General features: G+C 61.1%; 14 protein-coding genes. 5 read left to right on the forward strand and 9 right to left on the reverse strand.

Annotated elements, in window-relative coordinates:
• Positions 1 to 194: 194 nt before the first annotated feature.
• Positions 195 to 2,156 (reverse strand): acetate--CoA ligase, encoded by a 1,962-nt coding sequence (gene acs / locus FW789_RS11695; RefSeq protein WP_186698573.1) that lies wholly within the window; start codon positions 2,154 to 2,156, stop codon positions 195 to 197.
• A gap of 408 nt (positions 2,157 to 2,564) precedes the next feature.
• On the opposite strand from acs, the gene FW789_RS11700 reads away from it, so the two are divergent.
• Entirely contained in the window at positions 2,565 to 2,825 is a 261-nt protein-coding gene (locus tag FW789_RS11700) for a DUF2790 domain-containing protein (RefSeq protein WP_101317702.1), read from the forward strand.
• Between the two features lie 46 nt (positions 2,826 to 2,871).
• Here FW789_RS11700 and FW789_RS11705 read toward each other — a convergent pair whose 3' ends face one another.
• Positions 2,872 to 4,434: a sigma-54-dependent transcriptional regulator gene (locus FW789_RS11705; RefSeq protein WP_103436599.1), complete on the reverse strand. Its 1,563-nt coding sequence runs from the start codon at positions 4,432 to 4,434 to the stop codon at positions 2,872 to 2,874.
• Positions 4,435 to 4,688: 254 nt separating this feature from the next.
• Here FW789_RS11705 and phhA point away from each other — a divergent pair, with 254 nt between their 5' ends.
• Entirely contained in the window at positions 4,689 to 5,477 is a 789-nt protein-coding gene (phhA, locus tag FW789_RS11710; RefSeq protein ID WP_181088171.1) for a phenylalanine 4-monooxygenase, read from the forward strand.
• A 39-nt stretch (positions 5,478 to 5,516) separates the two neighbouring features.
• Positions 5,517 to 5,873 carry a 4a-hydroxytetrahydrobiopterin dehydratase gene (locus FW789_RS11715; protein WP_101317695.1) on the forward strand — a complete coding sequence of 119 codons (357 nt, stop codon included), beginning with the start codon at positions 5,517 to 5,519 and terminating at the stop codon, positions 5,871 to 5,873.
• Positions 5,874 to 6,382: 509 nt separating this feature from the next.
• On the opposite strand, the gene ydiJ is transcribed toward FW789_RS11715, so the two are convergent.
• On the reverse strand, positions 6,383 to 9,403 hold the full coding sequence (gene ydiJ / locus FW789_RS11720) for a D-2-hydroxyglutarate dehydrogenase YdiJ (protein ID WP_446431477.1): 3,021 nt from the start codon (positions 9,401 to 9,403) through the stop codon (positions 6,383 to 6,385).
• A 151-nt stretch (positions 9,404 to 9,554) separates the two neighbouring features.
• Here ydiJ and FW789_RS11725 point away from each other — a divergent pair, with 151 nt between their 5' ends.
• The gene (locus FW789_RS11725; protein ID WP_103436596.1) at positions 9,555 to 10,439 is read left to right on the forward strand and encodes a LysR substrate-binding domain-containing protein; all 885 of its coding nucleotides are present in this window, start codon (positions 9,555 to 9,557) and stop codon (positions 10,437 to 10,439) included.
• 67 nt (positions 10,440 to 10,506) lie between these two features.
• Here FW789_RS11725 and FW789_RS11730 read toward each other — a convergent pair whose 3' ends face one another.
• From FW789_RS11730 to FW789_RS11755, 6 genes are all read right to left on the reverse strand, one after another.
• A complete protein-coding gene (locus tag FW789_RS11730) occupies positions 10,507 to 11,928 on the reverse strand; it encodes an amino acid permease (RefSeq protein ID WP_446431478.1) in 1,422 nt (473 codons plus the stop codon).
• 597 nt (positions 11,929 to 12,525) lie between these two features.
• Entirely contained in the window at positions 12,526 to 13,632 is a 1,107-nt protein-coding gene (gene rluB / locus FW789_RS11735; protein WP_103436594.1) for a 23S rRNA pseudouridine(2605) synthase RluB, read from the reverse strand.
• Between the two features lie 142 nt (positions 13,633 to 13,774).
• Positions 13,775 to 14,539, reverse strand: a complete 765-nt coding sequence (gene scpB, locus FW789_RS11740; protein WP_150569809.1) for an SMC-Scp complex subunit ScpB — start codon at positions 14,537 to 14,539, stop codon at positions 13,775 to 13,777.
• A 20-nt stretch (positions 14,540 to 14,559) separates the two neighbouring features.
• On the reverse strand, positions 14,560 to 15,273 hold the full coding sequence (locus FW789_RS11745) for a segregation and condensation protein A (RefSeq protein WP_181003841.1): 714 nt from the start codon (positions 15,271 to 15,273) through the stop codon (positions 14,560 to 14,562).
• Between the two features lie 110 nt (positions 15,274 to 15,383).
• Positions 15,384 to 16,013 carry an L-threonylcarbamoyladenylate synthase gene (locus tag FW789_RS11750; protein WP_101317683.1) on the reverse strand — a complete coding sequence of 210 codons (630 nt, stop codon included), beginning with the start codon at positions 16,011 to 16,013 and terminating at the stop codon, positions 15,384 to 15,386.
• A 13-nt stretch (positions 16,014 to 16,026) separates the two neighbouring features.
• On the reverse strand, positions 16,027 to 16,887 hold the full coding sequence (locus FW789_RS11755; RefSeq protein ID WP_101317681.1) for a PHP domain-containing protein: 861 nt from the start codon (positions 16,885 to 16,887) through the stop codon (positions 16,027 to 16,029).
• Between the two features lie 67 nt (positions 16,888 to 16,954).
• Here FW789_RS11755 and FW789_RS11760 point away from each other — a divergent pair, with 67 nt between their 5' ends.
• A complete protein-coding gene (locus FW789_RS11760; protein ID WP_186698563.1) occupies positions 16,955 to 17,551 on the forward strand; it encodes a septation protein A in 597 nt (198 codons plus the stop codon).

Consider the following 17,551-nt stretch of genomic DNA (forward strand, 5'->3'; position numbering starts at 1 on the left):
GCGTGCTATGGGTTTTGCCAACGGTGCTTTAAGCCCTGTTTTAGGGCTCGACTGGGTAGCCGCGCCCCGCCTTGGTGCGGCGGCGGTGACAGAATCGGTTACCGATGAATGTCGAAGTAACAGAATGCAAAAACCCCGCCGAAGCGGGGCCTTGAGGATTGAGGGCTGCTGCGCGCCCCCTCCGATCCGATTGATCAAGCCGAAGCCAGGTTCATCGACTTGTGCGTATCGATCAAATGCTGCACCACACCAGGGTCGGCCAAGGTCGAAATATCACCCAAGGCATCGTACTCAGCCGTGGCGATCTTGCGCAGGATCCGCCGCATGATCTTGCCCGAGCGGGTCTTCGGCAGCCCTGGCGCCCACTGGATAACATCCGGCGAAGCAATCGGGCCGATCTCCTTGCGCACCCAGTTTTTCAGCTCAAGGCGCAACTGCTCGCTAGGCTCGGTACCGGAATTGAGGGTGACATAGACGTAGATTCCCTGCCCTTTGATGTCGTGCGGCACACCCACCACCGCCGCCTCGGCGACCTTGGGATGAGCGACCATCGCGCTTTCGATCTCGGCGGTACCCATGCGGTGGCCGGAAACGTTGAGTACGTCATCCACACGACCGGTGATCCAGTAGTAGCCATCTTCATCGCGACGGGCGCCGTCACCGGTGAAGTACATGCCGCGGAAGGTCTTGAAGTAGGTGTCGACAAAGCGGTCATGATCGCCATACAGCGAGCGCGACTGGCCTGGCCACGAATCGAGAATCACCAGGTTACCCTCGGCCGCACCATCGATCAGGTTGCCGAGGTTGTCGACCAGCGCCGGCACCACACCGAAGAACGGCCGCGTCGCCGAGCCCGGCTTGAGGCCAGTCGCACCTGGCAGCGGGCTGATGAGGATGCCGCCGGTTTCGGTCTGCCACCAAGTGTCGACGATCGGGCAACGGCCTTTGCCTACGGCCTGGTGGTACCAGTTCCAGGCTTCCGGGTTGATCGGCTCGCCGACCGAGCCGAGCAGGCGCAGGCTTGAGCCATCGGCGCCTTCGACTGCAGCCTGCCCCTCAGCCATCATTGCGCGGATCGCGGTGGGTGCGGTGTAGAGGATATTGACCTTGTGCTTGTCGATGATCTTCGACACACGAGTGATGTCCGGATAGTTCGGCACACCCTCGAACAACACGGTGGTAGCGCCGTTGGCCAGCGGGCCGTAGACGATGTAGCTGTGGCCAGTGACCCAGCCGACGTCGGCGGTGCACCAGTAGACTTCGCCCGGGCGGTAGTCGAATACCCGCTCATGGGTCAGCGCGGCGTAAACCATGTAGCCGCCGGTGGTGTGCAAGACGCCCTTTGGCTTGCCGGTGGAACCTGAGGTGTAGAGGATGAACAGCGCTTCTTCGGCGCCCATTTCTTTCGGTGCGCAGTGGCTCGAAGCAACCTTCATCAGGTCTTCGTACCAGATATCGCGATGCTGGTGCCAGGCGATGTCGCCACCGGTGCGCTTGCAGACGATGATCTTCTGCACGCTGCTGGTCTCTGGGTTGGTCAGCGCCAGGTCGACGTTGCCCTTGAGCGGGGTACGGCGACCGCCACGCAGGCCCTCGTCGGCAGTGATGACGATCTTCGACTTGCAGTCGATGATCCGCCCCGCAAGTGCTTCTGGCGAGAAGCCACCGAACACCACCGAATGGATCGCACCGATGCGGGCACAGGCCAGCATGGCGACCACAGCTTCGGGGATCATCGGCATGTAGATGGTCACCACGTCACCGCGGTGCACGTCCTGGCCACGCAAGGCGTTGGCGAATTTGCAGACCTGCTCGTGCAGTTCGCGGTAGGTGATGTTGCGGCTCTCGGAAGGGTCGTCGCCCTCCCAGATGATTGCTACCTGATCGCCACGCTCTTCAAGGTGACGGTCCAGGCAGTTGTAGGAAACGTTGAGGGTGCCATCGGCGAACCATTTGATATCGACATGATGGTCGTCGAACGAGGTTTGCTTGACCTTGGTGAACGGCTTGATCCAGTCCAGCCGCTGAGCCTGCTCGCGCCAGAAACCATCGGGGTTGATCACCGATTGCTGGTACATGGCCTTGTAGGTGGCCTCGTCGGTCAGGGTGGTCGCCGCAACCTCGGGACGAACGGGATACAGTGGAGCCGCACTCATCTGTGATACCTCGGTGTAATAGTTGTTTTTGTATGGAACCGTTTTTAACTGTAACAGAGTGCTCAGGGCCATTCGACGTTGGTAGTAGCGCCCCCCTCCTTTACCCACTGCTCCCTCAGCGATGGCTCTAGATCAGCCATGCCAGCACTTCGCCAGTCTGGTCACAGCACAGCGGCGCGGGATTGTTACAGAATCTGCCAACAGTCTTTATCAAAACCCGCTCTGTTTCAGCCGTACACCGCGGCCTAAAATTCATCTCGCCAACAACGGCAAGGCGATTAACTTCCGACAGTACCCCCCACCCGGCAGGTGTTAATCCCAAGATAATTAAAACCCTTGATTATCGTTTTACGCGCAGCGTCACTCTCGCTGCGTGCACCCTCTCGCCCCTGTATAGGTAAATCGAACATGAAAGCGTTACTGGTATTGGCACTTGGCACTCTTTGCAGCACCGCGGCACTGGCCGACGACCTTGCAAACAACGCCAAGCAGATCCCGGTTGAACAGTACAACTACTCGCAGCACCTGGACATCGCCCGCGTTATCTCGATGAGCGCGGTGCCCAATGTCTGCGAAGTGGTACCGGCCCGCATGACCTATGAAGACTCGCAGGGCCAACAGCACATTCTTGAATACCGAGTGATGGGCAACGGCTGCTCGAACGGTTAAGCAGCATGAAACAGGGGCCCGCAAGGCCCCTTTCGCTTAATCCGGACTATTGATCCGCTGATTTACCTAGCGCATATTCTCGCAACTTATTGGCGATGGTCGTATGTGAAACGCCCAAGCGTTTACCCAACGCACGGCTACTTGGAAACTCCGCCAACAATGACTCCAACACCGCCCTTTCAAAACGCCCGACAATATCAGCAAGTTGCCCCTCCAGGGAAAACTCGCCCAATGGTTGGCGCACACCATAATCCGGCAAACGGATATGCTCACTTTTAACCACACCGCCCTCACACAATGAAACGGCTTGAAACAGTACGTTCTCAAGTTGGCGCACATTGCCCGGCCAATGATAGTGCGCGAGTTTATCCATGGCCGCCGACACCAACTTGGGTAGTGGGCAGCCAATCTGCCGACTGGCTTGATCCAGAAAATGCTCGACCAAGCCGTCCAGCCCATCCATGCATTCACGCAGCGGCGGAATGTGCAGCGAGAGCACGTTCAAGCGGTGGTACAGGTCTTGGCGGAACTCACCCCGCGCGCACAACTCGGACAAGTCCACCTGGGTCGCGCAGATGACCCGTACATCCAGATATACCTCTTCATCACTGCCGACCCGACGAAAGCAGCCGTCCTGCAAAAAGCGCAGCAGCTTGACCTGCAGACGCGGGCTCATCTCGGCCACGCCATCGAGAAACAGGGTGCCGCCTGCGGTCAGCTCGAGCAGACCGAGCTTGCCCTCGGCGCGGGCGCCTTCGAATGCACCCGGGCCGTAGCCAAACAGCTCGGTCTCGGCCATCGACTCCGGCAAGCCGGCACAGTTGAGCGCCATCAACGGCGCCTGACCGCGCGGGCTGGCCAAGTGACAGGCGCGCGCCAGCAGCTCCTTGCCCGTGCCGGTTTCACCTTCAATCAACAGCGGCGCATCCAGAGGCGCCATGCGCCGCGCCTCGCGCACTACCGCCGCCATTACTTTCGAGCTTTGGAAGATACTGTCAAAGCCTCGCAGCTCCTGCTTGCGCACATTGTAGATACGCTCGCCAATGCGGTCGGCGCGGTGCAGGGTCAACACAGCACCGGCCAGCGCTTCGCTTTCATCGTGCTCGGACTGCAGCGGGGCGATATCTGCCAGAAACACATCGCCCTTGAGCTTGACCCGCAGGCCGTTGATCCGCGACTGGTTGGCGCGGACCAGCTCAGGCAGGTCAAAGTCCTCGACATAGCGCGCCAGCGGCAAGCCCGGCACCTCGTCCACACGCACGCCCAGCAGCTGCGCGGCGGCGCGGTTGGCAGCGACGATGCTGCCGCCCATGTCCACCGACAGCACCGGAAACTCGAGCGCGCCCAGCAGTGCGTTGAGCTCCATGTGCCGGCGCTCACTGGGCATCAGGCCGACCCGCTTGACGCCGAATACGCCAGTGATGGCTTCGAACTTGGGCCGTAACGCCTGAAACTGCAGGTTCACAAGGTTCGGGCAATGTAGATAGATCGCGTTGCCATGATCGCCGCCCACCTCCCCCCGCAGCACGTTGATGCCGTACTCCACCAGCAGGTTGAGTATGTCTCGCAGGATGCCGATGCGGTTCTGGCAATGCACTTTGATACGCATGTAGAGGTCTCGAAGCTGCCGATTTTTAACCGGCATGCAGAAAAGTCGTAAAGATAAGCTGACAAAAATAGCGCTTAGCTACCGCGCATGGCCGTGATTTTCCGGGAACACAGGTATTTTGTAAACTTAACGTTACGAAACTGCAGGCAAAAGAGGGTTAACGTGCGCGTTAACCCGATGCAAAACCTTCGGCAACGGGATATTCCTAAGGGCAGTCGCAATCAAAACAATAAAGCCCTCACCAGGAGAGCCACATGAAACAGACGCACTACGTGGCCCGCGAGCCCGATGCGAACGGTTTTATCGACTACCCGCAAGACGAGCACGCAGTCTGGAATACCTTGATTACCCGCCAGTTAAAGGTAATCGAAGGCCGTGCGTGCCAGGAGTACCTGGACGGCATCGAGCAGCTCAAGCTGCCCCATGAGCGCATTCCCCAGTTGGGCGAAATCAACAAAGTGCTTGGCGCCACCACGGGCTGGCAGGTTGCGCGCGTGCCGGCATTGATCCCGTTCCAGACCTTTTTCGAACTGCTTGCCAGCAAGCGCTTCCCGGTGGCTACCTTCATCCGCACCCGTGAAGAACTGGACTACCTGCAAGAGCCGGATATTTTTCATGAAATCTTCGGCCACTGCCCGCTGCTGACCAACCCATGGTTCGCCGAATTCACCCACACCTATGGCAAGCTGGGCTTGGCTGCCACCAAGGAAGAGCGGGTGTACCTGGCCCGGCTGTACTGGATGACCATCGAATTTGGCTTGATGGATACCGCGCAAGGTCAACGTATCTACGGCGGCGGCATCCTCTCTTCACCCAAGGAGACCGTCTACAGTCTGTCCAGCGAGCCCGAGCATCAGGCTTTCGACCCGATCGAGGCGATGCGCACGCCTTATCGCATCGATATCCTGCAGCCGGTGTACTTCGTCCTGCCCAACCTCAAGCGCCTGTTCGACCTGGCCCATGAAGACATCATGGGCATGGTCCACCAAGGCATGCAGCTGGGCCTGCACGCACCCAAGTTTCCACCCAAGGTTGCTGCCTGAAGCCACCTTGACGATAACAACTCGAATTGGAACCACACCATGAATGCCTTGAACCAAGCCCACTGCGAAGCCTGCCGCGCCGATGCCCCGCAGGTCAGCGAAGCCGAACTGCCCGAGCTGATCCGGCAGATCCCCGACTGGAACATCGAAGTGCGTGACGGCCATATGGAGCTGGAACGGGTATTCCTGTTCAAGAACTTCAAGCACGCCCTGGCCTTTACCAATGCCGTTGGCGAAATCGCCGAAGCCGAAGGCCACCACCCTGGCCTGATGACCGAATGGGGCAAAGTCACTGTCACCTGGTGGAGCCATTCGATCAAAGGTCTGCACCGCAATGACTTCATCATGTGCGCCCGCACCGATGAAGTGGCCAAGAACGCCGAAGGCCGTAAGTAACCTGCCTGGCAGCGCCCGCAGAGGCCGTAGACTCTGCGGGCGCTTGCCGTTTCAGCTGCATCCCCGCCCACGTGCTCTGTCCGATATCCGCCCGCTAGCCGACAGCTGATCGGCAAAAAGTTCAAACTGTCATGTCGACTGCTGTATCCTGCCCAAGCTTTTTCAAAGCAACACACGCGCCTGGCGCAGCCTTTTCAACTCACACTTGCGAGGACGACGAGATGCATGAGATCCCGAATCATCCCTTCCCAAGCCTGAACCCCGAAGAGCACACCGTTGCCGCCCACTCTGAACCGACGCCAGCCGTCGAGCAGAATGGCGACGATACATCCAGCGCTGATCAGGAATAACCGCGCACGGCAGTGTGAAAACGGCTGAACACGGGAAACCCCACTTCATCACGTTTTCACACCGTCCAGAGTGCCGCTGGCAAGCCCAGCCTCATCAGCCAGACCTGCCGCGCCCTCCTGCGGCCACCTCTCCATGATTCCCGCCCACCTCTCTGAAATTCAGCGCAGGGCAAACTGCAGCACGACTTCGAGCGGATGGCGCAACTGCTTGTCAGCCAGGCGTTTGACCTGACTGCGGCAGGAATAGCCAGTCGCCAGGGGCTCGCCCTGTTTATCCAGCCTGGTCGCCCACGACTGCTCGAAGATAGTCCGTGAGGTCTGCTGGTTGCGCGCCTCATGCCCATAAGTGCCAGACATGCCACAGCAGCCGGTGGCCTCGGTGACCAATGTCAGGCCCATACGGGCGAAGACCTGCTCCCATTGCCGAGTGCTGGCCGGTACGTTGGTTTTCTCGGTGCAGTGCGCCATCAGACGGAAGCTGGCGCCAGTGGCTGACACTTGCTCAGGCAGCACATCAATCAGCCACTCCTGCGGCAACAGCACTTTCGGGCAGTCCTGCAGCCCCTCTACCTTCTGGTATTCCTGGCGATACACCAGGGTCATGGCCGGGTCCAGCCCCACCAATGGCACGCCACAGTCGGCCAGCGCCTTGAGCTGGCTGCCGTTGCGGATCGCCGCCTTGGCGAACGCACCGAGGAAGCCCTGCACGTGCAGCGGCTTGCCGTTGGCGCTGTAGGGCGCGAGGAAAACACGGTGGCCGAGGCGATGAGCAAGCTCGATGAATGACGCCAGCAGCGGCGTTTCGAAGTAGCGGGTGAAGGCATCCTGCACCAGCACGATGCTGCGCTCGCGCTGGGCGGGGGTCAGTTCGCGCAGGGTCGGCACAGTGGCCATCTGCACACGGCAACGGGTCAGCGTCGCCTGGAAGTTGAAGCGGCTGATCAATGGGCTGTCGACCATGCCGACTTTGTCGGCCAGCAACTTGCTGACCCACTTCGAGCCCATCACCGCGTTGTACAGGCCCGGCGCGTGGGCCAGGTACGGGATGCTGAATTCCAGCGAGCCAATCAAGTAATCGCGCAGTGGCCGCTGGTAACGGCCGTGGTACAGCTCAAGGAAGCGTGAGCGGAAGTCCGGCACGTTGACCTTGATCGGGCACTGCCCTGCGCAGGACTTGCACGCCAGGCAACCGGCCATGGCGTCGTACACCTCGTGGGAAAAGTCGACCTCCCCCTGCTGCTGTGCACGGTTGTTGCGCAGCCGCGTCGGCAAGCCCTTGAGCCAGGAGACCTTGCTGCGCGCTGCGGCCAGCACGTCGATATCCGCCGCCCCTTGCAGGCGCAGCCACTCGCGCATCAACGAGGCGCGACCCTTGGGCGAATGCTGGCGCTCGCGGGTGGCCTTCCAGGACGGGCACATGGCGTCGTTGGGGTCGTAGTTGTAGCAAGCGCCGTTGCCGTTGCAGTGCACCGCGCTGCCAAAGCTCTGCCAGACGCGCTCGTCGATGGTCCGGTCGAGGTCGCCACGCAGGGTCACGCCATCGACCTTGGTCAGGCCTTCGGCGCTGTCCGGCGGGGTGCAGATCTTGCCTGGGTTGAGCTGGTTGTGCGGATCGAACGCGCCCTTCAGGCGCTGCAAGGCTGGGTACAGCGCGCCGAAATACTCCGGCACGTATTCCGAGCGCAGGCCCTTGCCATGCTCGCCCCAGAGCAGCCCACCGTAGCGCTTGGTCAACGCTGCCACTGCATCCGAGATCGGCTTGACCAGTGCGGCCTGGGCCGGGTCTTTCATGTCCAGTGCCGGGCGCACGTGCAGCACGCCGGCATCGACATGGCCGAACATGCCATAGGCCAGGCCATAGCTGTCGAGCAGCGCGCGAAACTCTGCAATGTAGTCAGCCAACTGCTCAGGCGGCACGGCGGTGTCTTCGACAAACGGCTGCGGGCGTACTTCGCCCTCGACATTGCCCAGCAGGCCGACCGAGCGCTTGCGCATGGTGTACACGCGGGTGACTGCCTCGGCGCCCTCGGCCAGGGTGTGACCGAGCCGTTCTACACCTTTGTCAGTCTGCAGATGGCCGATGAAAGCTTGCACCCGGGCATTCACCTCGGCAGGGTCATCACCGCAGAATTCGATCAGGTTGATGCCCAGGGTTGGCCGCTCGGCATCCGCCGGGAAGTACTCGGCGACGCTGTGCCAGACGATATCCTGCATCGCCAGCAGCAGCACCTTGGAATCGACCGTTTCGATCGACAGCGGCTTGTGCGCCATCAGCGCATTGGCATCGCGCAGAGCATCCATGAAGCTGCTGTAGCGCACGTTGACCAGCACTGCGTATTTAGGAATCGGCAGTACGTTGAGCTTGGCTTCGACCACATAGCCCAGCGAACCCTCGGCGCCGCACAGCACGCTGTTGAGGTTGAAGCGGCCCTGCGCGTCGCGCAGGTGCGCCAGGTCGTAGCCGGTCAGGCAACGATTGAGCTTGGGGAAGGTGGTCTCGATCAGCTCGGCCTGGGTTTCATGAATGTCGCGAGCAATGCGATACACCTCACCGGCCCGGCCGGTTGCGGCACAGGCCTGCTCCAGCGCAGCGTCATCGATCGGCAGGCTGTGCAGGCGTTCGCCGCCGAGCAGCACGCTGTGCAGTTCGAGGACGTGGTCGCGGGTCTTGCCGTAGGTGCAACTGCCCTGGCCGCTGGCATCGGTGTTGATCATGCCACCAACGGTGGCGCGGTTTGAGGTAGACAGCTCGGGGGCGAAGAACAACCCGTGCGGTTTGAGCGCAGCATTGAGCTGGTCTTTGACCACACCCGCCTGGACCCGCACCCAACGCTCTTCGACGTTGATCTCGAGGATGTTGTTCATGTGCCGCGACAGGTCGACGATGATGCCATCGGTCAGCGACTGGCCATTAGTACCAGTGCCGCCGCCGCGCGGGGTCAGCTTGATGCCGGCAAAGCGCGGCTCGCTCATCAGTTTCGCGACCTTGACCACGTCATCTGCGTGCAAGGGGAACACCGCCGCCTGCGGCAGGCGCTGGTAGATCGAGTTGTCGGTCGCGAGCACGGTACGGGTGGCGTAGTCGGCGCTGATCTGGCCGGCGAAGCCACTGCCACGCAGGGCTTGGAGGAATTCTGGGTAATTAGCGGCAGGCGCGCTGGTGTGCAACTGGGCGATCATCGTTGGATGGCCTCTTGATATGGGCTGATTCACGGTAAACCTGTCATTGCGGCATGCATCGCGCAGACACTGATGACGAATAGGTCAATGTTCCTGTAGTTTGCCGCTGGGGGCAAACGGATTTTCCTGCCGCTATTGATGAGTTTTATGAATGAATTACCGCCACCTTACGCCATCGATGTCACTGCTGCTGGCCTTCGAGGCAGCGGCCCGGCATGAGAGCTACACCCGCGCCGCCGCCGAACTGTCGCTAACCCAGAGCGCGGTCAGCCGTCAGGTCCAGGCGCTGGAGCAGCAACTGGGCCTGACCCTGTTTCGCCGCGAGGGCCGTCAGGTGCAGCTCACCGACGTCGGTCGGCTGTACCAGGGCGAGCTCAGCGAGGCGCTCGGGCGCATCCGCAGTGCGACCTTGCAGGCCCTGGCCTACCAGTCCGGCGTGGGCACGCTGCGGCTGGCCACCCTGCCCACCTTCGGCTCGAAATGGCTGCTGCCACGCCTGCATGAGTTTTACGCGGCGCACCCGGGCATGCTGGTGCATATTCATTCGCGCATCGAAGCGATCAATTTCGACACCAGCGAGATCGACGCCGCCATCGGCGTGGCCAGCAATGACTTGCCCGGGCTGATCTGCCATCGCCTGCATGCCGAGCAACTGCTGGTAATCTTGCCGCCGGACGCAGCCCGCGATGGCCAGCAATGGGACCCAACGCGGATCAGCCAGGAAGTACTGCTGAACGTGGCCAACAACCCTCATGCATGGGGCGAATGGTTCTCCCATCAGGAGCTGCCACACCGATCGATGCGCCTGGGGCCGAGCTTCGAGCTGACCTCGCACCTGATCCAGGCGGTGCGCGCTGGCATCGGCATTGGCCTGGTGCCGCGGATTCTGGTCGATGAAGAATTGGCCAAGGGCGAGCTGTACAGCCCGGGCGCAGCCTTTGCCAGCCAGCGCAGCTACTACCTGATCTATCCGCCGCGCAACGAAGCGTTGCCCTCGCTGCGGGCATTCCGTAGCTGGTTGCTGGCGCAGATCTGATCCGCAGCCAATAAAAAACCCGATGCCAGTGATCTGACATCGGGTTTCGGGTAAAGCCCGTGACCGTTTACTTGGCCACGCTCTCTACAGCTACCTCGGCAGGACCGGCACGTTTGCCGCCCTTGAGGACATAGGCCAGGTACATCACCAGCAGCCATACCGGGATGGCGTAGACCGACACCTGGATACCCGGGATCATCAGCATGGTGCCGAGGATCAGCACGACAAAAGCCATCACCAGGTAGTTGCCGTAGGGGTACCACAACGCCTTGAACAGCGGTTTCTGGCCAGTACGGTCAAGGTGCTGGCGGAACTTGAGGTGCGAGAAGCTGATCATCGCCCAGTTGATCACCAGCGCGGCCACTACCAGCGACATCAGCAGCTCGAGCGCATGCTGCGGCATGAAGTAGTTAAGCAGCACCGCTACCAGGGTGACCGCTGCCGAAGCCAGAATCGAACGAACCGGCACGCCGCGCTTGTCGATCTTGGCCAGGCCTGCTGGCGCATCGCCCTGCTCGGCCATGCCGTAGAGCATGCGCGCATTGCAGTAGGTGCCGCTGTTGTACACCGACAGCGCCGCGGTCAATACCACGAAGTTGAGCAGGTGCGCAGCAACGTCGCTACCCAGCAGCGAGAACACCTGCACGAACGGGCTGCTGCCGTAGCTGCCGCCGGCGGCTTCGATGCTGGCGACCAGGGTATTCCAAGGCGTCAGCGAGAGCAGGATCACCAGTGCACCGATATAGAAGATCAGGATGCGGTAGATGACCTGGTTGATAGCCTTGGGGATGACGGTTTTCGGCTTGTCAGCCTCGGCCGCCGTGAAACCGAGCATCTCCAGGCCGCCGAACGAGAACATGATGATCGCCAGCGCCATCACCAGCCCCGTGACGCCGTTGGGGAAGAACCCGCCATGCACCCACAGGTTGGTGACCGACGCTTCCGGGCCGCCACTGCCCGAAGTGAGCATGTAGGCGCCCAGGCCGATCATGCCGACAATGGCCACGACCTTGATGATCGCGAACCAGAATTCGGTCTCGCCGAACACCTTCACGTTCATCAAATTGATGGCGTTGATCAGCAGGAAAAACGCCGCCGCAGTGACCCAGGTAGGGATCTCGGGCCACCAGTAATGGACATACTTGCCCACTGCCGACAGCTCCGACATGCCCACCAGGATGTACAGCACCCAGCAGTTCCAGCCCGACAGGAAGCCGGCAAAACCGCCCCAGTACTTGTGCGCAAAGTGGCTGAAGGAGCCTGCCACAGGCTCCTCGACAATCATCTCGCCGAGCTGGCGCATGATCATGAAGGCAATGAAGCCGCAGATGGCGTAGCCGAGGATCATTGATGGGCCGGCAGACGCCATCACTCCGGCTGAGCCGAGGAACAGGCCGGTACCAATCGCGCCGCCGAGGGCGATCAACTGGATGTGGCGGTTTTTCAGGCCCCGCTTGAGCTCGCCTGACTGCTTGATTTGTCCACTCATGAACGAAGTCACCTGCTTGTTTTTATCTGTGACGGAATCGGACCCACCGCACTCGTGGCGCAGCGGAATGGGCAAGGTGGTTACCTTGGATTTTTTCTGGATTCACGGGAGGCGACGGGCAACAGGCCCAGGATCGGTCAGCCGGGAGTCAGCAGAAATGCGCGGTACGCAAGGGGGTCACAGGTAAAACGCGGCGCATTGTATACCCTCGCAAGCGCGCAGGCGTCAACGCGATGCGTCATTTCCTGTAGGAAAAGCGCACCGATCCGGTGGGAAGAGCCAGTTGTGGCGAACTGATCGGCGTACATTGCGCCTCCATTTGTTGTTTTATTAGCCGGGCTCTTTGGCCAGGCTGTGCACAGGGCATGGGGCTATATCAGCGTGTTGCAGGGCACTGGGCAAGTGGCTGTTTGGGGGCAGAGAGGGCTCTGGGGCGGGGGTTTGGCAAGTTTGCGTTACGCGGTGAGCGTTTGCTTGAGGAATCGGGCGATTCCGTAAGGATTTCTTTACAAGGCGGATGGAAAAGTTGCCAGGCATTGCGCCTAGGTTCGCCATCGAAACGACTGGGGCCGCAAAGCGGCCCCAGATCACACGCTATCAGCCCCGCGGCTTGCCGCGACCACCGCCAGCAGGCTTGCCGCCGGTTGGGCGACCGCCACTAGTGCGGGCACCATCAGGCTTGTTGGTGCGCTTGCGTACATCGCTCGGACGCTCGGCTACCGCACTGGCGGCCGGGGCACGGCTGCCCTTGCGCGCAGCCGCGCTGTCTTCACGCGGCGCACGGGCCGGGCGCTCGGCCTGGCCTTCCTGCGCCGGGCGCAGATTGCGTACGCGTTCGCCACGGCCCAGCGGACGGCTGGACTTGCGCTGCATACGTTCCATCTTGTCCTTGGCCTTGAGGTTCAAGGTCGGCAGCGCAACCGGCTGCAGGCCCACTTCAGCGGCAAGGATGTCGATTTCGTACTGGCTCATTTCGCGCCAGCGACCCATTGGCAGGTCAGAGTTGAGGAACACCGGACCGAAGCGCACACGCTTCAGACGGCTGACGATAACCCCTTGCGACTCCCACAGGCGACGTACTTCGCGGTTACGGCCTTCCATCACCACGCAGTGGTACCAATGGTTGAAGCCTTCGCCACCCGGCGCTTTCTGGATGTCGGTGAACTTCGCCGGGCCATCTTCAAGCACTACACCAGCCTTAAGGCGGTCGAGCATTTCGTCATCGACTTCGCCGCGCACACGTACCGCGTATTCGCGGTCCATCTCGTAGGATGGGTGCATCAGGCGGTTGGCCAGTTCGCCGTCAGTGGTGAACAGCAGCAGGCCGGTGGTGTTGATGTCGAGACGACCGATGTTGATCCAGCGGCCCTCTTTCGGCCGTGGCAGGCGATCGAACACGGTTGGACGGCCTTCCGGGTCGTCACGGGTGCAGATCTCGCCATCTGGCTTGTTGTACATGATCACCCGGCGGGTGGCCTCGGAGGCCTCCACGCGCTTGATCAGCTTGCCATCGACCGAGATCGCGTCATGCATGTCGACACGCTGACCAAGGGTCGCGGCAACGCCGTTGACCTTGATTCGGCCCTGGCTGATCCAGGCCTCGACATCCCGACGCGAGCCCACGCCGATGCGGGCGAGAACTTTTTGCAGTTTTTCGCCGGATGGAGGAATAGGTTGGGTATCGAGCAGCTCTTTGTCACTCATCTGGGCACCTCCCGGTGTAAGAATGAAATGCGGTATCTGGCCACGAATGGGCCAGAGGGGCGCGCACTATACGCGGTTCATCAGCCAAGCGCACTGCAGAGTAGCGCCTTTTACGCAGGCAGCCAGGCTTTGCGCCGAACGGTCAACTCAGTTCGGCGTCATCTTCGGGCAACGGATCAGGCTGCGCCTCGGGCAGGTCTTCAAAATCAATTTTCAGACCTTCTTCCATCGCATCCAGCTCGACCAGCAGGCTGCGGAAGCTGGTCTCGGTCGGCGGCTCGCCCACCTCTTGCTCGCCCAGGCTGGCATCAGCCAACGCCTGCAGATGCGCCGGCACCGGGGCGTCGTCCGGGTCAAGCAGGGGCTCGGGCTCCATCTCGCGAAGCTCGGCCAGGGCTGGCAACTGGTCAAGGCTCTTCAGGTTGAAGTGATCGAGAAACGCCTTGGTAGTGGCAAACATCGCTGGGCGCCCCGGCACTTCACGGTAGCCGACGATGCGGATCCACTCGCGCTCCATCAGCGTCTTGACGATGTTGGTGTTGACCGCCACACCACGCACGTCTTCGATCTCGCCGCGAGTGATGGGCTGGCGATAAGCGATCAGCGCCATGGTTTCGAGCAGGGCCCGCGAGTAACGCTGCGGCCGTTCTTCCCACAGCCGGCCTACCCAAGGCGCAAAGTTCTCGCGGATCTGCAGGCGATAGCCACTGGCGACCTCTTTGAGCTCAAAGGCGCGGCCATTGCAGGACTTGGCCAGCAGTTCGAGGGCCTTCTTGAAGACAGCCGGTGCCGGACGCTCGGTTTCATCGAGCAGCTCGTACAGCCGTTCAAGCGATTGCGGCTTGCCCGAGGCCAGCAGAAAAGCCTCGATCAGCGACGCCAGGTCGCGCGGTTCATTCAGGTTCATTGGAGTTGGGTCGGCTTGTTTCAGTCGGTCCGCGCACGGACATGGATCGGGGCGAAGGGCTCATTCTGCACCAGTTCGATCAGCGATTCCTTAACCAGCTCCAGAATCGCCATGAAGGTGACCACCACGCCGAGCTTGCCCTCTTCGACGGTGAACAACTCGACAAAGGGCACAAACGCGCCGCCCTTGAGGCGCTCGAGCACCTCACTCATGCGCTCACGGGTAGAGAGTGTCTCGCGGCTGATCTGGTGGCTCTCGAACAGGTCATTGCGGCGCATGACTTCAGCCATAGACAGCAGAATCTCTTCCAGGCTGACATCGGGCAGCAATTTGCGCACCTGCGCCTGCGGTGCGTCCAGCCTGGGAATGATCACGTCGCGGCCAACCCGAGCCAGGGTGTCGATGCCCTCGGCTGCGGCCTTGAAGCGCTCGTACTCCTGCAAACGGCGGATCAGCTCAGCACGCGGGTCGCCCTCCTCCTCTTCAATCTCGCTGGAGCGCGGCAGCAACATGCGCGACTTGATCTCGGCCAGCATCGCAGCCATCAGCAGGTACTCTGCGGCCAGTTCGAGGCGCACCGACTTCATCAGCTCGACGTAGGTCATGTACTGGCGGGTGATTTCCGCAACGGGAATATCAAGGATGTCGATGTTCTGCTTGCGAATCAGGTACAGCAGCAGATCGAGAGGGCCTTCAAATGCCTCAAGAATCACTTCAAGCGCATGCGGCGGGATGTACAGGTCCAGCGGCAGCTCGGTAACCGCCTCGCCATATACCAGCGCTAGCTGCAGTTGCTGCGGTACTGAAAGGTCGCTGGCCGCTGCCTCGGGCTGCGCCAGTTGATTCACGCATCCACCAGGAACGGCGTCGGATCGCCACAGCCAACCCGGATCACTTCAGGCTCGTCGCCGCTGAGGTTGATCACCGTCGACCCTTCTACGTTGCCAAAGCCGCCGTCGATGATCAGGTCGACGTGATGTTCCAGCGCCTGGCGGATCTCGTAGGGGTCATTCATCGGCTCTTCGTCGCCGGGCATGATCAGGCTGACGCTCATCAATGGCTCGCCCAGCTCGGCCAACAACGCCAGCACGATCGGATTGGACGGCACGCGCAGGCCGATGGTACGGCGCTTTTCATGCAGCAGCAGGCGCGGCACTTCGCGCGTGGCATTGAGGATGAAGGTATACGGCCCCGGTACATGCGCCTTGAGCAGGCGGAACGTGGAGGTGTCGATCTTGGCAAACAAGCCCATTTGCGACAGGTCGCAGCACAGCAGGGTGAAGTTGTGGTTCTTGTCGAGCTGGCGCAAACGGCGCACCCGTTCGATGGCGCTCTTGTCGCCGATCTGGCAACCCATGGCATAGGCGGAGTCGGTCGGATAAACCACCACCCCACCCTTGCGAATAATCTCCACTGCCTGTTTGATCAGGCGCGGCTGCGGGTTCTCCGCATGAATCTGGAAAAATTGGCTCACTAAATCGTCCTGTTCAAACCGCCATAGGCTGCTCATGCTTGAATCGACGCCACAGAGGTGGCAGGTCCTCAGGCAATGGCCGATAGGCACCGATCTCGCCCCAGGTGCCGGGGCCGTGGAAATCACTGCCAGCGCTTGCCAGCAGGCCGAACTCACGGGTAAGGATGGACATGGTGCCCACCTGCTCAGCCGGCATCATGCCGTTGACCACTTCAAGTGCCTGCCCGCCTGCTTGAATATAGTCGGCAATCAGCCGTCTACGCTTGCTGCGGGTCAGTTCGTAGTGCATCGGATGCGCCAGGCTTACCCAAGCGTTGGACTGGCGCAGGGTCGCGACAGTTTCCTCGAGTGTAGGCCAATGCAGCTTCACATCGCCCAGCTTGCCGGCACCGAGCCATTTGCGAAACGCTTCGCCGCGGTCCTTGACGTGTCCGGCACGCACCAGGTAATCGGCAAAGTGCGGCCGCGCCGGAGCATTGCCGCTGTCGCCGAGTTCCTGCTGCACGGCGCGAGCACCTTCGAGGGTGTTGGGCATACCCTTGGCAGCCAGGCGTCGGTCGATTTCTTCGGCGCGCAGCCAGCGACCACGGTGCAAGGCTTCGATTGCGCTCAGCAACGGCGGCGCATCGAGAGGAAAATCGTAACCCAATATGTGGATGGTCGCGCCGCCCCAGGTGCACGACAACTCGATGCCGCTGACCCAGTGCATACCCCGCTCAATGCAGGCCTGGCGGGCCTCGGGCAGGCCTTCGATGGTGTCGTGATCGGTCAAGGCGAAGGTCTGCACGCCGTGCTCGTGAGCGCGAGCGACCAGAATCGAAGGCGCCAGAGCGCCGTCGGAGGCCGTGCTGTGACAGTGCAGATCAACATTCATGGAGGAGCGCTTTCGCTGGAATCGATGTTTGATATTATGCCGTCACATCCCGCTTCTGGCTGCCATTGTGAAACAATTCGTCGATTTCATTCCGTTGCTGCTGTTTTTCATCGTCTACAAGCTCGACCCGCGCCCACTCGAAGTGGCCGGTCACAGCTTCGAATTCGGCGGTATCTACAGCGCCACTGCGGTGTTGATCGCAAGCTCGCTGGTGGTCTACGGCGCGCTGCTGATCCGCCAGCGCAAGCTGGAAAAAGGCCAATGGCTGACCCTGCTCGCATGCCTGCTGTTCGGCGGCCTGACCCTGGCTTTCCACAGCGAAACATTCCTTAAATGGAAAGCCCCGGTGGTCAACTGGTTGTTTGCCTTGGCTTTTGCCGGCAGCTACTTCATCGGTGATCGGGTGCTGATCAAACGCATCATGGGCCACGCCCTGACCCTGCCGGATGCGATCTGGGCACGGCTGAACCTGGCGTGGATCTGCTTCTTCCTGATCTGCGGTGCGGCCAACCTGTTCGTGGCCTTTACCTTCCAGGACTTCTGGGTCGACTTCAAAGTGTTCGGCAGCCTCGGCATGACCGTGATCTTCCTGGTCGCCCAAGGCGTTTACCTGTCGCGCCACCTGCACGACAGCGACTCAACTACCCCCAAGACCGAGGATTGA

It is taken from the genome of Pseudomonas sp. 1121_17, assembly GCF_052850745.1.

Coding starts and splice junctions, on each gene's coding strand:
- FW789_RS11705 (WP_103436599.1), bottom strand. CDS start 4,434: ATGCGTATCAAAGTGCATTGCCAGAACCGCATCGGCATCCTGCGAGAC.
- ydiJ (WP_446431477.1), bottom strand. CDS start 9,403: ATGATCGCCCAGTTGCACACCAGCGCGCCTGCCGCTAATTACCCAGAA.
- acs (WP_186698573.1), bottom strand. CDS start 2,156: ATGAGTGCGGCTCCACTGTATCCCGTTCGTCCCGAGGTTGCGGCGACC.
- FW789_RS11715 (WP_101317695.1), top strand. CDS start 5,517: ATGAATGCCTTGAACCAAGCCCACTGCGAAGCCTGCCGCGCCGATGCC.
- FW789_RS11725 (WP_103436596.1), top strand. CDS start 9,555: ATGAATTACCGCCACCTTACGCCATCGATGTCACTGCTGCTGGCCTTC.
- phhA (WP_181088171.1), top strand. CDS start 4,689: ATGAAACAGACGCACTACGTGGCCCGCGAGCCCGATGCGAACGGTTTT.
- scpB (WP_150569809.1), bottom strand. CDS start 14,539: ATGAACCTGAATGAACCGCGCGACCTGGCGTCGCTGATCGAGGCTTTT.
- rluB (WP_103436594.1), bottom strand. CDS start 13,632: ATGAGTGACAAAGAGCTGCTCGATACCCAACCTATTCCTCCATCCGGC.
- FW789_RS11730 (WP_446431478.1), bottom strand. CDS start 11,928: ATGAGTGGACAAATCAAGCAGTCAGGCGAGCTCAAGCGGGGCCTGAAA.
- FW789_RS11700 (WP_101317702.1), top strand. CDS start 2,565: ATGAAAGCGTTACTGGTATTGGCACTTGGCACTCTTTGCAGCACCGCG.
- FW789_RS11755 (WP_101317681.1), bottom strand. CDS start 16,887: ATGAATGTTGATCTGCACTGTCACAGCACGGCCTCCGACGGCGCTCTG.